The sequence below is a fragment of the Streptomyces flavofungini genome (assembly GCF_014650815.1).
GTDB lineage: Bacteria > Actinomycetota > Actinomycetes > Streptomycetales > Streptomycetaceae > Streptomyces > Streptomyces flavofungini.
In genome coordinates, this window is the sequence record NZ_BMVR01000006.1 from 606,985 (window position 1) to 620,572 (window position 13,588).

Annotated in this window: 11 protein-coding genes and 2 pseudogenes; 10 read left to right on the forward strand and 3 right to left on the reverse strand. The window is 72.7% G+C overall.

The features are described from left to right. Positions 1-49 precede the first annotated feature (49 nt). The 7 genes from IE274_RS19155 to IE274_RS19185 all read left to right on the forward strand — a co-directional run bounded on the left by IE274_RS19155 (position 50) and on the right by IE274_RS19185 (position 7,605). Entirely contained in the window at positions 50-1,072 is a 1,023-nt protein-coding gene (locus IE274_RS19155) for a heme/hemin ABC transporter substrate-binding protein (RefSeq protein WP_190116995.1), read from the forward strand. Continuing rightward, positions 1,069-2,190 (forward strand): FecCD family ABC transporter permease, encoded by a 1,122-nt coding sequence (locus tag IE274_RS19160; RefSeq protein ID WP_190116996.1) that lies wholly within the window; start codon positions 1,069-1,071, stop codon positions 2,188-2,190. The genes IE274_RS19155 and IE274_RS19160 overlap by 4 nt, the downstream gene beginning before the upstream one ends. Beyond that, positions 2,187-3,035: a heme ABC transporter ATP-binding protein gene (locus IE274_RS19165; protein ID WP_190116997.1), complete on the forward strand. Its 849-nt coding sequence runs from the start codon at positions 2,187-2,189 to the stop codon at positions 3,033-3,035. Before IE274_RS19160 ends, IE274_RS19165 begins: the two co-directional genes overlap by 4 nt. 125 nt (positions 3,036-3,160) lie before the next feature. Next, positions 3,161-4,318 (forward strand): iron uptake system protein EfeO, encoded by a 1,158-nt coding sequence (gene efeO, locus IE274_RS19170; RefSeq protein ID WP_190116998.1) that lies wholly within the window; start codon positions 3,161-3,163, stop codon positions 4,316-4,318. A 30-nt stretch (positions 4,319-4,348) separates the two neighbouring features. After that, positions 4,349-5,671: an iron uptake transporter deferrochelatase/peroxidase subunit gene (efeB, locus tag IE274_RS19175; RefSeq protein ID WP_190116999.1), complete on the forward strand. Its 1,323-nt coding sequence runs from the start codon at positions 4,349-4,351 to the stop codon at positions 5,669-5,671. Between the two features lie 4 nt (positions 5,672-5,675). Further along, on the forward strand, positions 5,676-6,539 hold the full coding sequence (efeU, locus tag IE274_RS19180; RefSeq protein WP_190117000.1) for an iron uptake transporter permease EfeU: 864 nt from the start codon (positions 5,676-5,678) through the stop codon (positions 6,537-6,539). Between the two features lie 91 nt (positions 6,540-6,630). Next, on the forward strand, positions 6,631-7,605 hold the full coding sequence (locus IE274_RS19185; RefSeq protein WP_190117001.1) for an SCO2278 family lipoprotein: 975 nt from the start codon (positions 6,631-6,633) through the stop codon (positions 7,603-7,605). Positions 7,606-7,668: 63 nt separating this feature from the next. Here IE274_RS19185 and IE274_RS19190 read toward each other — a convergent pair whose 3' ends face one another. Then, on the reverse strand, positions 7,669-8,439 hold the full coding sequence (locus IE274_RS19190) for a bifunctional DNA primase/polymerase (RefSeq protein ID WP_190117002.1): 771 nt from the start codon (positions 8,437-8,439) through the stop codon (positions 7,669-7,671). A gap of 170 nt (positions 8,440-8,609) precedes the next feature. On the opposite strand from IE274_RS19190, the pseudogene IE274_RS19195 reads away from it, so the two are divergent. After that, positions 8,610-9,464, forward strand: a pseudogene (locus tag IE274_RS19195) (glycerophosphodiester phosphodiesterase); the annotation flags it as partial. Positions 9,465-9,490: 26 nt separating this feature from the next. On the opposite strand, the gene IE274_RS19200 reads toward IE274_RS19195, so the two are convergent. Next, positions 9,491-10,123: a TetR/AcrR family transcriptional regulator gene (locus tag IE274_RS19200; protein WP_190117003.1), complete on the reverse strand. Its 633-nt coding sequence runs from the start codon at positions 10,121-10,123 to the stop codon at positions 9,491-9,493. 178 nt (positions 10,124-10,301) lie between these two features. Between IE274_RS19200 and IE274_RS19205 the strand changes: the two genes are divergently transcribed. Next, entirely contained in the window at positions 10,302-10,481 is a 180-nt protein-coding gene (locus IE274_RS19205; RefSeq protein ID WP_190117082.1) for a DUF6243 family protein, read from the forward strand. A gap of 128 nt (positions 10,482-10,609) precedes the next feature. After that, positions 10,610-11,506: pseudogene (gene ddaH, locus IE274_RS19210) on the forward strand (dimethylargininase); the annotation flags it as partial. A gap of 90 nt (positions 11,507-11,596) precedes the next feature. Here the strand turns inward: ddaH and IE274_RS19215 are convergent. After that, positions 11,597-13,552 carry a glycoside hydrolase gene (locus IE274_RS19215; protein WP_190117004.1) on the reverse strand — a complete coding sequence of 652 codons (1,956 nt, stop codon included), beginning with the start codon at positions 13,550-13,552 and terminating at the stop codon, positions 11,597-11,599. Between the last annotated feature and the right edge of the window lie 36 nt (positions 13,553-13,588).

The following is a 13,588-nucleotide window of genomic DNA, read 5'->3' on the forward strand; positions in this document are numbered from 1 at the left end:
CACCTCGACGGCCACAGACCTCAACAGCACGACAGGACGGTGGACTTCGGTGCGCAAGCCGCGCTCACTCCGTATCGGCGGCCTCGTCAGCGCGGTGACCGCCGCGCTCGCGCTCACCCTCGCGGGGTGCGGCTCGTCCGGCGACGGCGGCGGCACCGGAGGCGGCGGGACGCGGGCCAAGGCCGCGCCCGCCGACCGCGTCGAGCCCCTTGCGGCCAAGGCGGAGCCGAAGCTGCCCGCGACCGTGAAGTCCGCCGACGGCAAGCGGGTCACCGTCGAGGACACCAGCCGGATCGTGCCCCTGACCGGCAGCCTGAACGAGATCGTCTTCACGCTCGGACTCGGCAGGAACGTGGTGGCGCGCGACATCACCGCCACCTTCGACCAGGCCGCGAAGCTGCCCGTGGTGACGCGCGCCCACGACGTCTCGGCGGAGAGCGTGCTGTCCCTGAAGCCCACGGTCGTCCTCGCGGACACCACGACGGGCCCCGCCGAGGCCATCGACCAGATCCGCTCGGCGGGCATCCCCCTCGTCGTCCTCGAACCGGCCAAGAGCCTCGCCGACGTCGGCCCGCGCATCGAGGCGGTGGCCCGTGCCCTCGGCGTCGAGAAGGCGGGCGCCGCGCTCAAGTCCCGTACCGAGCAGCGGATCTCGAAGGTACGCGGCACCGTGCCGAAGCACTCGAAGAAGCCCAGGGTCGCCTTCCTCTACCTGCGCGGATCGGCCTCCGTCTATCTGCTCGGCGGGCGCGAGTCCGGCGCGGGCTCGCTCCTGGAGGCGGCGGGCGCGGTGGACGCGGGCAAGGCGTCCGGCCTGCGGAAGGACTTCACCGCCATCACCAGCGAGGCCCTGGCCAAGGCCGCGCCGGACGCGATCCTCGTGATGTCGAAGGGCCTCGACTCCGTGGGCGGCATGGACGGCCTGGTGAAGATCCCCGGCGTGGCCGAGACGCCCGCCGGCATGGACCGCCGGGTGGTGTCCATCGAGGACGGCGTCCTGCTCAACTACGGCCCCCGCACCGACCAGGTCCTCAAGTCCCTGGTGGACCAGCTCTACAAGGACGCCAAGTGACGCTCGCCGCACGACCGGGCACCGGGCAGGACGCCCCCGCGGCAACCGAAGCAGCCCCCGCCGATCCCACCGACCTTCCGCGCCCCACCCGCCGCAACGCCCCCTTCCTCCTCACCACCGCCCTCACCGCCGCCCTCGCCCTCCTCGCCCTGCTCTCCGCCGGGATCGGCGCCTACGACATCCCGCTCGGCGACGTGCTCGCCTCCGTCCAGCACCGCATGGGCCTCGGCGGGCACGCGCTCGACCGGGTCGGCGAGAGCGTGCTGTGGAACGTGCGGCTGCCGCGCGTGGTGCTCGCGCTGCTCGTCGGCGCGTCGCTCGGGTGCGCGGGCGCGCTGATGCAGGGCGTGTTCGGCAATCCCCTCGCGGAGCCGGGCGTCATCGGGATCTCCTCGGGCGCGGCGGTCGGCGCGGTCGCCTCGATCGCCCTCGGGCTCAGCTTCTTCGGGAACTGGACCGTCACCGTGTGCGCGTTCGTCGCCGGGCTCGCGACGGTGCTGCTCGTGTACGTCCTGTCGCGCGACGGCGGCCGGACGGAGGTCGTGACGCTGATCCTCACCGGCATCGCCGTGAACGCCTTCGCGGGTGCGCTCATCGGCCTCTTCCTGTTCTTCGCGGACAACGCGCAGGTCACCCAGATCACGTTCTGGCAGCTCGGCTCGCTGGCGCAGGCCACCTGGCCGAAGGTGCTCGCCGTCCTGCCGTGCGCGGCGGCCGGGCTCCTCGTCGCGCCGCTGTACGCCCGCAAGCTGGATCTGCTCGCCCTCGGGGAGCGGCCCGCGCGGCATCTGGGCGTGGACGTGGAGCGGCTGCGGATGGTGCTCGTGCTCGTGGTGGCGCTGCTCACGGCGGCGGCCGTCGCGGTGGCGGGGATCATCACGTTCGTGGGGCTGCTGGTGCCGCATCTGCTGCGGATGGCGGCGGGGCCGGGGCACCGGTTCCTGGTGCCGGGCAGCGCGCTCGGCGGGGCCGTGGTCCTGGTAGGCGCCGACCTCGCGGCGCGCACGGTCGCCGCGCCCGCCGAGCTGCCCCTCGGCGTGCTCACCGCGCTCTTCGGCAGCCCGTTCTTCTTCTGGCTGCTGCGCAGGACCCGCCGCAAGCAAGGGGGCTGGGCATGATCGGGACACTGAGCAAGCGGATCTTCGGGGTACGCGACCGGGTGCTGCCCGAGCCCGTCGCACCCGGCGACGTGCTCGCCGAGGCGGCGGACCTGCGGGTGCGGCTCGGCGGCCGTGAGGTGCTGCGGGGCGTGACGGTGGCGGCCCGCGCGGGCGAGGTGCTCGCCCTGGTCGGCCCCAACGGCGCGGGCAAGTCCACCCTGTTGGCCGCCCTCGCCGCCGACCTGCCCGCCGACGCGGGCACCGTGCGCGTCTGCGGCCGCCCCGCCCCGGACTGGCCCGCGCGCGAACTCGCCCTGCGCCGGGCCGTCCTGCCGCAGTCCGCCACCCTGTCCTTCCCCTTCCCGGTCGAGGACGTCGTCCGGATGGGCCGGGCGCCGTGGGCCGGGACGCGCCGCGCGGACGACGACGACCGGATCGTGCGCGCGGCGATGGCGGCGACCGAGGTGGGCGCGTTCGCGGCCCGGCCGTTCTCCGCGCTCAGCGGCGGCGAGCGGGCGCGGGTGGCGCTCGCCCGGGTGCTCGCCCAGCGCGCCCCGCTGCTGCTGCTCGACGAGCCGACGGCCGCGCTCGACCTGCGCCACCAGGAGCTGGTCCTGCGGGTGTGCCGGGAACGGGCCGCGGCGGGCGACGCGGTGGTGGTCGTCCTGCACGACCTGGGGCTCGCGGCGGCGTACGCGGACCGGGCGGTGATCCTGGACGGCGGGGTGGTCGCGGCCGACGGGGCGCCCGGGGAGGTCTTCGAGGACGGGCTGCTCTCGGACGTGTACCGGCAGCCCATCGAGGTGTTCCCGCACCCGCGGACCGGGGCGCCGCTGGTCACGCCGCTGCGCACCATCGCTTGACCCGCGCTTTACCTCCTCGTGAATAAGCCCGAAGTAAGGGTCGGTTAAGTTAGGTCCACCTCACTGGCCCGACACGCCAGTTCTTCTGTGTGCCTTCGTGCCAGTTCGCCCCCTTTGGAGTTCCCATGCGCCGCGCCCGTCTCACCGCCCTCACCGCTGTCACCACGGCCGCGGCGCTGGCCGCCGTCACGGGCTGCACCGAGAAGAGCAAGGCGGGCGACGACGCCGTCAAGGTGACCGCGAGCGACAAGAAGTGCGAGGTGTCGAAGAAGGAGTTCCCGGCCGGCCACGTCGAGCTGGCCGTGGAGAACAAGGGCTCCAAGGTCACCGAGGTGTACATCCTGTTCCCGGACGACCGCATCGTCACCGAGCGGGAGAACATCGGCCCCGGCACCAAGCAGAACCTCACCGCCGAGGTGAAGGCCGGCGCGTACCGCATCGCCTGTGTGCCCGGCATGAAGGGCAAGGGCATCCGCCAGGACGTGCGGGCCACCGGCGGCGGAAAGGTCGCCGAGCGGGACCCGCGCCTGGACAAGGCCGTCGCCGAGTACCGCGCGTACACGCAGGCACAGGCCGACGAGACGATGCCCAAGGTGAAGGTGTTCACCGACGCCGTGCGCAAGGGCGACCTGGCGGCCGCCAAGAAGGCGTACGCGCCCTCCCGCATCGGCTGGGAGCGCACCGAGCCGGTCGCGGAGTCCTTCGGCGACATCGACCCGAAGGTCGACGTGCGGGCCGATGGCCTCGAAGAGGGCCAGGACCTGGCGAAGGACTGGACGGGCTGGCACCGCCTGGAGCGCGCGCTCTGGAAGGACAAGAAGATCGGGCAGCGCGAGAAGGACCTCGCGACCCGGCTCGACAAGGACCTCACGGACTGGCAGAAGCGCGTCGGCAAGGCCGAGATAACGCCGTCCTCCATGGCCAACGGCGCCAAGGAGCTCCTCGACGAGGTCGCCACCGGCAAGGTCACCGGCGAGGAGGAGCGCTACTCGCACACCGACCTGGTCGACTTCAAGGCCAACGTCGAGGGCGCCGAGAAGGCGTACGCGCTGCTGCGGCCCGTCGCCGCCGAGAACGACCCGGCGCTCGCCAAGGAGCTGGACAAGCAGTTCGCCGCCCTGGACAAGCTGCTCGACACGCACCGCGCGGGCCCGGACTCGTACACCTTCACCTCCTACGAGAAGGTCGGCAAGGCGGACCGCAAGGAGCTGCACGACGGCGTGAACGCGCTCGCGGAGCCGCTGTCGAAGCTGGCGGCGGCCGTCGTCAAGAAGTCCAAGTGAGGCGCAGCTCCACCGCGGGGAGGCACAGCCATGACTGAGGACACCAACCAGACCGGCCAGACCGGCCAGACCGACGACACCCAGCACACCGACCGCGCCGACGCGGGCGCCCCGTCGCGGCGTTCGCTGCTCGGCTGGGGCGGTGCCGGGCTCGCGCTCGGCGCCGCGGCGGCGGGCGGCGCGGTGGCGATGGCACGCTCGGACTCCGGCGACGACGTGGTGCCCGCGGGCGCGACCGGCGCGGCCGTCGCCTTCCACGGCGCGCACCAGGCGGGCATCGCGACGGGCGTGCAGGACCGGCTGCACTTCGCGGCGTTCGACGTGAAGACGGACGACCGCGAGGAGTTCGTCACGCTCCTGAAGGAGTGGACGAAGGCGGCCGCGCGGATGACCGCCGGGCACGCCGTCGGCGAGGGCGCGTTCGGCGGGCTCGCCGAGGCGCCCCCGGACGACACCGGCGAGGCCCTCGGCCTGAAGCCCTCCCGCCTGACCCTCACGATCGGCTTCGGCCCGTCCCTGTTCGAGAAGTACGGCGACGCGTTCGGTCTGACGGGCAAGCGGCCGAAGGCCCTGGTCGACCTGCCGAAGTTCCCCGGCGACAACCTGGACCCGGCCCGCGGCGGCGGCGACCTGTGCGTCCAGGCGTGCGCCGACGACCCGCAGGTGGCGGTGCACGCGATCCGCAACCTCGCGCGCATCGGCTTCGGCAAGGTCGCCATCCGCTGGTCGCAGCTCGGCTTCGGCAAGACGTCGTCGACGACGCCCGAGGCACAGACGCCGCGCAACCTGATGGGCTTCAAGGACGGCACCCGCAACATCTCCGGCACGGACGGGAAGGCCCTCGCCGAGCACGTGTGGGTCGGCGCGAAGGACGGCCCCGACTGGATGGTCGGCGGCTCCTATCTCGTGGCCCGCCGCATCCGCATGCACATCGAGACCTGGGACCGCACCTCGCTCCAGGAGCAGGAGGACATCTTCGGCCGCGACAAGGGCGAGGGCGCCGCCGTCGGCAAGGCCAAGGAGCGCGACGAGCCGTTCCTGCGGGCGATGAAGCCGGACGCGCACGTGCGGCTCGCGCACCCGAGGAGCAACGGCGGCGCGACGATCCTGCGCCGCGGCTACTCCTTCACCGACGGCACCGACGGCCTGGGCCGCCTGGACGCGGGCCTGTTCTTCCTGGCCTACCAGCGCGACGTCCGCAAGGGATTCATCCCGGTGCAGCGCTCCCTCGCCGCGTCGGACGCGCTCAACGAGTACATCCAGCACGTGGGTTCGGCGGTCTTCGCGATCCCGCCCGGCGTGCGGGACACGAACGACTGGTGGGGCCGCGCGCTGTTCACCGGGAAGGCATGAGGCGATGTTCGGCAACTACCTGATCGGCCTGCGCGAGGGCTTGGAGGCCAGCCTGGTCGTCTGCATCCTCATCGCCTACCTGGTGAAGACCGAGCGGCGGGACGCGCTGGTGCCGGTGTGGACCGGCGTCGGGGTCGCGGCGGCGCTCTCGCTCGGCTTCGGCTGCGCGCTGACCTTCGGCTCGCAGGAGCTGACGTTCAAGGCGCAGGAGGCGCTGGGCGGTTCGCTGTCGATCGTCGCGGTGATCCTGGTGACGTGGATGGTCTTCTGGATGCGGCGCACCGCCCGCCACCTCAAGGCCGACCTGCACGGCAAGCTGGACGCGGCGCTGCGGATGGGCACGGCGGCGCTGGTCGCCACGGCGTTCCTGGCCGTGGGGCGCGAGGGCCTGGAGACGGCCCTCTTCGTGTGGGCGTCGGTGCGGGCGTCCAACGACGGCACCCACGCGCCGCTGCTCGGCGTGCTCCTCGGGCTGCTCACGGCGATCGCCCTCGGCTGGCTGTTCTACCGCGGCGCGGTGCGCATCAACCTGGCGAAGTTCTTCACCTGGACCGGCGCGATGCTGGTCGTGGTGGCGGCGGGCGTGCTCGCGTACGGCGTGCACGACCTGCAGGAGGCCGAGTTCATCGGCGGTCTGCGGAACAAGGCGTTCGACATCAGCGCGACGATCCCGCCGGACAGCTGGTACGGCACGCTCCTGAAGGGCGTGTTCAACTTCCAGCCGAACCCGACGGTCATCCAGGTCGTGGTGTGGTCGCTGTATCTGGTGCCGGTGCTCGCGCTGTTCCTGGCCCCGTCCGGGGCCCGGCCGCGCACGCCCGCCCCGGAACCGGCGAATCCGGCCAGTGCGGACACTGCGGGCTCTTGAGGACGTCTGCCGCACTGCCGGAGCCCGGCGTCCGGCGCCTTCGGGGCCCCGATAGGGTTCGGGCCCGGGAAGGGGTAGGTGAAGGTATCCGATGAGCAGGGTTCGCAGGCTCGGCCGGCCGGTCTCGTACGCGGCGGCGGTGGCGGTCCTCTCGCTGACGGCGAGCGGATGCGTGACGGTGCACGGCGAGCGTGAGGTCGTCCGCACGGCCACCAAACCGGAGGCCGCCCGCGCGCTGAAGGACTTCCTCACCGCCTACAACAAGGCGGACAAGGCGTACGACCCGGCGCTCGACGCCGCCCGCGTCACCGGCCCGCTCGGCGCCATCAACCAGGCGGGCCTGAAGGCCCGGCAGGTGCAGCACCCGGACGGCAACGCCCGGTACGTGCCGCTGAAGCTGACGGATGTGACGTACTCCATCCCCAAGAAGGCCGGCTGGCCGCGGTGGTTCGTCGTCGACGCGGAAGCCAACCGCAAGCCGCACGGCTACCGCTGGCTGATCGCGTTCACCCGGGACAGCGCGGACGCGCTGTGGGAGGCGACGTATCTGAACCTGGTGCGGCCGGACCAACTGCCCGAGCTGAAGAAGGACGGGGACGGCCACGTCGTGCCGGTCGCCGTCGGCGGCGCGGGCCTCGCGGTGGCGCCGCGGCGGCTCAGCGGGGAGTACAGCACGTACCTGAAGTCGGGCGGCGACACGTTCGCGCCGGGCCCGCACACCTCGCAGTGGAAGGAGGCCCGCGACCGCAACAAGCGGCGCCTCGGCCTCGCCGTCCAGTACATCGACGAGCCGCGCACCGAGGGCGCGTTCGCCCCCCTCGGCCTGCGCACGAAGGACGGCGGCGCGCTGGTGTTCTTCGCCACGCACCACTACGAGAAGCAGACCGCGTCCAAGGGCCTCAACGTCACCGTGGACGCGGACGTGAAGGCCCTGATGAAGGGCGAGGCCAAGCAGTCCGTGATGCTGGAGCGCGTCTCGAACCAGGTGGCGCTCGACCCCGGGGGCACGGGCAGGGTGAAGGTGCTCAGCCGGATGCAGGGGCTGGTGGGGGCGAAGGGCGAATAGCCCGCGGCGCTTCGGCCGGACCGGTTCGCCGCCCGTCGCGGGACCGGCCCCGCGACCGCCGCGCTACCCCCGCAGCGGCCAGGCCGCCGCGCCCGCCTCGTCGTCGGCGCCCTGCCCGGGCGCCTCCGCGTACCGCGCGCACTCGTCGGTGAGGATCTCCAGGAGCGTCAGCGGGTCGGGCAGCGGGAACTCGGGCCCCCGGACCCAGCCGACGGCGAGGTCACCGGGCAGCCGTGCGGGCGGCACGAGCACGTACGACCCGCGGCAGTGCCAGCGCAGGCCGGGGTGCTCGTCCATCGTCTCCGGGTGGCAGTCCAGCTCGCACGGCCACCACTCGTCCTCGTCCTCGGGGGTGCCGCGGGTCGCCGTGAAGAACAGCATCCGGCCCTGGTCGCCCACGCCCTCGGACTCGGCGACGGGGCCCACCTCCACGTCGGCGGCGAGCAGCCGCGCGAGGGCGGCGCGCCCTGCGTCCAGCGGCACGTCGAGGACGTCGTGCACCATGCCGGTCGCGGTGATGAAGTTGGCCTGGGGCTGGTGCCTGGCCCAGCGTTCGAGCTGCCCGCGGTCGGTGGTGGACTGCGTCTGCCAGGCGAAGGACACGGGGTGCCGGGCGGGGGTGGGGCAGCCGATGCGGTCGCACGAACATCGGTACCCGGCGGGGTGGGCGGCGGGGGCCAGCGGCAGCCCCGCGGCGGCGACGGCGAGCAGCAGGTCCTCGCGGCGGGCACTCTCGACGTCCGCGCTCGCCTCGGCGCCACCACGCGCACGTCGGCGAAGCCACTGGGAGATCCTGCCCTGCGCGCCGGACGGCCGGCCGAACTCTGCGCCCATCTATCCCCTCACCTCGCCATCGTGCGGAACAGCATGACCTATGGTCCCACCATCCTGCTCCCCGGGTGGCCGTAGTCCACATCCGGGGTACCTGGGGTGATGCCAGCCGCTGGGTGACATAGCGCGTCATTTCACGCTGTGCGGCGAATCGCGCACCTACGGTGTTCGACATGGTCACTAGGACTGTGCTGACGGGCCTCACCGCCCTGGCCCTCGCAGGACCGGCCGGCTTCCTGACTCCCCTGGAGTGGGGCGGCGGTCCGCTGACCGTCGACGCGCTCCCCCGGCTCGTCTACACCGCGCACCGGGGCGGCGCCCTCGAAGTCCCGGAGAACAGCATGTCCGGCCTGGTGGCCGCCTTCGAGCGGGGTACCGCGCAGGTCATCGACGTGGACACCAGGATGCTGCGCGACGGCACGCTGGTGGTGATGCACGACGCGACGCTGGACCGCACCACGTACACCAGGGGGCCGGTGCGCGAGCTGACGCTGCGGGAGTGGCAGCGGGTGCGGCTGCGGCCGCCGACGGGCCTGCCGGGCCGCTGGCGCGCCGAACGGCCGCCGACGGTGGCGGAGGTCCTGGACCGCTTCGGCGGCCGCGTGATGCTGATGCTGGAGGCCAAGGACCCGCAGAGCCTGGCCCGGCTCGGCACGATGATCCACGCGCGCGGCCTGGCCCGCTCGGTGTTCGTGAACTCCAACAAGCCCTGGGTGGCCCGCCGCGCCCACCACCTGGGCCTGCTCGCGCAGCTCTGGCGCTCGCAGGCCCAGCTGCGCACCGACCGCCCGCGCGACTGGGCGTCGTTCGTCGACGTCCTCGACGTGGACTACAAGGCACGTGACGCGGATCTCGTACGGGCGGTCAACTCGGGCATCCCGCGGGTGTGGGCGCACACCGTGACCACGCCGCGCCAGCGCGACCGGGTGCTGCGGCTCGGCTGCAACGGCGTGATCACGGACGCGCCGGGGCTGCTCTCGCGCACACCGATCAGGGACCGGGCGAAGGCGGCGCGGACGGCGGGTCGACGGGCCGCGGGCCGGCGGGCCGCGGCTCAGCGGGGCGCGATGCCGTACAGGGCGTACTCGACGAGGGTGTCGGCGTACTCGTGGGTGAGCGGGCCGACGCGCTGGAGCCAGCGCTGGGCGAGCGGCCCGGTCCAGAGTTCGAGGGCGACGCGCGGGTCGATGTGGGCGGCGACCTGGCCGCGCTCCTGGGCGGACCGCAGCCGGTCGACGTAGAGCTGGAGCTGCGGCTCGAGCAGCTTCTCGAGGAATTCGCGGCCGAGCTGCTCGTTGACGACGCCCTCGGCGGCCAGGGCGCGGGCCGGGGCGTCGAACTTCGGGTTGATCATCTCGTCGACGGTGGCGCGCAGCACGTACTTGAGGTCGGTCTCCAGGTCCCCGGTGTCCGGGATGGCGGTCGCGACCTCGTCGAGCCCCGCCTTCGCGCTCAGCTCGGCGGAGGCCTGCTCGGACAGGTCGAGGAAGGCGTCGAGGAGGACGGCGCTCTTGGAGGGCCACCAGCGGTAGATGGTCTGCTTGCCGACACCGGCGCGGGCGGCGATGGCCTCGATCGTCATCTTGCCGTAGCCGACCTCGCCGACCAGGGCGAGGGCGGCGTCGTAGATCGCGCGGCGCGAGCGCTCACTGCGGCGCGTGGAGTCAGGGGCGGTTTTCTGAGCCATGACAACGAATGTAGCAGCGCCGCGAGACGCCGCGTCTCACCAGCGCCCCGGCCTCCCGTAAAAGCACTCGACAAGACGGCACGTCTCGCTTAGAGTCGAGAACACGACGAGACGATACGTCTCGCCAATTCGTCCAGCTCGTCCAGCTCGTCCACTCGCTCATCACGGAGGCAATGACATGTCACGAGGCGGATCCGGAATGCTCGGCGTCGGCGGTACGCGCACCAACCTCTCCCGCAAGGCGCTGCGCGGCGGACGCGGCTCCGGCCGGGTCGGCGGCGGGCTCAGCCCGCAGGAGCAGAAGCGCGAGCTGCTGCGCAAACTCCAGGAAGGCCGGTCGGCGAAGAACGAGTCATGACCCCCGAGCGCCCGGCCGAAGAGCGGCCCCCGGCCCCGAAAGCGCTGGTCGGAATACAACTCAGGGCCCCAAAAGCGCCCGGTTCATGAGTAAATACCCGCCCAGATCGCAGCACATAGGGCCCGGATCGATGCACGAAGGCTCCTCAGACCGCACCATGGGCAGCAACAGCCCCTGCGGTTCGTGAGGAGCCTTCGTTGCATCGAGTTGCCCGGCGCGCCACATCCCGGCGCTACCTGATGTGCGCACCCGCACACTTCAAGGTCACGTACTCCATCAATCCCTGGATGGACCCCACCAAACCCGTCGACGTCCCGCTGGCCGTCGCCCAGTGGGAGGACCTGCGCGACCGCTACCGCTCGCTCGGCCACACGGTCGAGGAGCTCAAGCCGCACCCGGACCTGCCGGACATGGTCTTCGCGGCGAATGGCGCGACCGTCGTCGACGGCCGCGTCCTGGGCGCCAGCTTCGTCCACCCCGAGCGGCAGCCCGAGGCCGCCGCGCACCTGGAGTGGTTCCGGGCCAACGGCTTCACCGAGATCCACGAGCCGACCCACATCAACGAGGGCGAGGGCGACTTCGCCACCACCTCCAGCTACGTCCTCGCGGGCCGGGGCTTCCGCGCCAGCCCGCTCTCGCACGGCGAGGCCCAGGAGGTCTTCGGCCGCCCGGTGATCGGCCTCGACCTCGTCGACCCGCGCTACTACCACCTGGACACGGCGCTCGCGGTCCTCGACGACGCCACGGACGACGTCATGTACTACCCCGGCGCCTTCTCCCCCGGCAGCCAGGCGGTCCTGCGCCGCCTGTTCCCGGACGCGCTGATCGCCACGGAGCCGGACGCCGTGGCCCTCGGCCTGAACGCGGTCTCCGACGGCCTGCACGTGCTGCTCCCGCAGGCCGCCGTCGGCCTCTTCGAGCCGCTGCGCGAGCGGGGCTACGAACCGATCGGCATGGACCTGGGCGAACTGCTCAAGGGCGGCGGCAGCGTGAAGTGCTGCACGCAGGAGCTGCGCGCCAAGTAGGGCGCGGCGCACCGGAAGTGCGGGTGGTCACCGACCACCCGCACCTCTTTTTTTCGGTTCGCCCGCGTCAGCTTTTCCTGTCCGCGTACGTCAGCTGAGATCCGCCGGACACAGGCGGCGCGGCCGGTCGTCGCCGCGCAGCCGGGCATCGGCACAGCCGCCGGGCAGCCCGTCGTGGGCCTTGGTGCCGAAGTTGGCGGTGACCGTCAGGGTGCCGTCGCCGAAGACGGTGCGCTGGACCCGGCGGTCGGCGGTCAGGAACCGGAAGGACGCGAGCCGTTCGGTCCCGGCCGCGCGGTGCAGCGGCGCGAAGTACTTCTGCAGCGCCGCGATCTCCCGCCCCTGCCGGGCCAGTACCCGCCCGTCGAGCACATGGTTGAGCGGCCGGTTGTAGAGCATCGCGAGCAGCGCGCGCCGGGGCTTCTCCGCGGGCAGCTTCTCGTACGACAGCTCCCAGCGCTCGGCGCTCACGGTCGACCCGTGCAGGGCTGTCCCGTACAACGGGACGCGGTAGCGCGGGTCGTACATGGCCTTGGAAAGCGAGGCGGGGAGCCGCACCGGCTTGAAGAAGATGCCGGGAGCGGCCTCCGGGAAGTAACCGCCCCACTTCTCCCGGTCCTTCTGCAACGCCCACAGGCCGTCGGCGACGGGCGTGGCGCTGCCGTGGTCGAAGGCGACCGCCTCGTTGGCCCAGGCCTGGGCGGACTCGGAGCCGAGGACCAGGCCGGAGTCGGCGATGCGGCGCATCCGGGCGAGGCGGTGGGCGCGGTCGCCCGCCTTCGTCATCGGGTGCGCGGCGGAGTGGTCACGGAACAACTCGCCGGTGGCGTCGACGTCCAGGAAGTAACTGTCCGCGCCGTTGCGCACCATCGCGCGGGTGCGGTTCGCCAAGTGGTGGCTCTTCGGTTCGGCCCGCTCGAACGCCGCCGAGCTCAAGTAGCAGCCCCGGCCGCCGAATCCGGGGCGGGGGCGGCCGTCGGCGTCGCGGACGCAGAAGTCCGGGTAGACGGTGCCCGGCCACACCGAGGTGGGGCTGTCGGCGGTCTTCGGGGGCTGGCCGTTGGCGAAGGTGTCGTAGGGCCCGACGAGGTACCCCGCGTCCTTCGCCGCGGCGACAGCGGCCTTGCCCATCGGGTCGGGCCCGGCGTCGTACCCGAGCCACATCCGGTCCACGCCCAGGTCGTGGAGGCGTCGGATGCCCGCCGGGGTGCGGGCCGCCCCCCACACGTACGCGTGCGAGGCGCCGAGGAGGCGCGCTGTCGCCGGGTTGCGGCGGATCTTCTTCTTCAGGCTGCCGAGGCGGCCTCGTTCCGCGAGATACGCGCGGTAGTCGGCGGCCGGGGCGACGGGGTCGCCGTCGGTGAGGGCGAAGTCGACGGTGTAGGTGCGGGTGCCGTCGCCCTGGTCGAAGGTGTGGGCCGCTGTGGTCCGCAGGTGGCCGTCGGGCCCCGTCTTGAACGTGAGGTTGGTCCCGATATCGGTGGGCATGAGGTAGCTGACCCCGTGCCGTCCTGCCGAGTAGCCCCAGAGGGGCAGGGTCAGATCGGCGCTCATGTCGAGGGTGGTGCCGGTCAGCTTCTGCTCGCCGGAGGTCCAGAAGGGGTCGGCTGTGGGGATGTCGAGGCCCTCCCCGCGCGGGAGTTGAAGACTCCCCTTGGCCCCCGTCACGGGCCAGCGGAGCTCGGTGTCCCTGCTGGCGGTGAGGGTGACGGCCAGGCGGCCGTGGTCGGTGGCGGCGGTGGCCGTCAGGCCCTTGTCCGGGTAACTCCACTGCGTGCGGCCCTCGGTGGTGCGGTGGAGGGGGCCGGGGGCGCCGAGGCGCGTGGCCGCGGGGGCGGTGAGGCGGCGGGTGCGGCCGTCGTGCGTGCGGGCGCTGATCGCGAGGGTCGCGGGGTCGATGAGGGCGGTGCCGCCGTCGACGGTGAGGGTTACGCGGGGGGTGTGGGGTGCTTGGGGGGTCCGGGAGGTCTGGGGGGTGGCTGCGGCGGTGAGGGTGGTGGCCGCGGTGAGGGTCAGGGCTAGGGCGAATGTGCGCTTGGCAGGCATGGGGATGTGGATAGTCGGTGGGGCTAAGAGGGTTCT

Excerpts from the sequence above, each read along its gene's own strand:
- efeU (WP_190117000.1), top strand. The coding sequence starts at position 5,676 with ATGTTCGGCAACTACCTGATCGGCCTGCGCGAGGGCTTGGAGGCCAGC.
- IE274_RS19215 (WP_190117004.1), bottom strand. The coding sequence starts at position 13,552 with ATGCCTGCCAAGCGCACATTCGCCCTAGCCCTGACCCTCACCGCGGCC.
- efeO (WP_190116998.1), top strand. The coding sequence starts at position 3,161 with ATGCGCCGCGCCCGTCTCACCGCCCTCACCGCTGTCACCACGGCCGCG.
- IE274_RS19190 (WP_190117002.1), bottom strand. The coding sequence starts at position 8,439 with ATGGGCGCAGAGTTCGGCCGGCCGTCCGGCGCGCAGGGCAGGATCTCC.
- IE274_RS19200 (WP_190117003.1), bottom strand. The coding sequence starts at position 10,123 with ATGGCTCAGAAAACCGCCCCTGACTCCACGCGCCGCAGTGAGCGCTCG.
- efeB (WP_190116999.1), top strand. The coding sequence starts at position 4,349 with ATGACTGAGGACACCAACCAGACCGGCCAGACCGGCCAGACCGACGAC.
- IE274_RS19165 (WP_190116997.1), top strand. The coding sequence starts at position 2,187 with ATGATCGGGACACTGAGCAAGCGGATCTTCGGGGTACGCGACCGGGTG.
- IE274_RS19185 (WP_190117001.1), top strand. The coding sequence starts at position 6,631 with ATGAGCAGGGTTCGCAGGCTCGGCCGGCCGGTCTCGTACGCGGCGGCG.
- IE274_RS19205 (WP_190117082.1), top strand. The coding sequence starts at position 10,302 with ATGTCACGAGGCGGATCCGGAATGCTCGGCGTCGGCGGTACGCGCACC.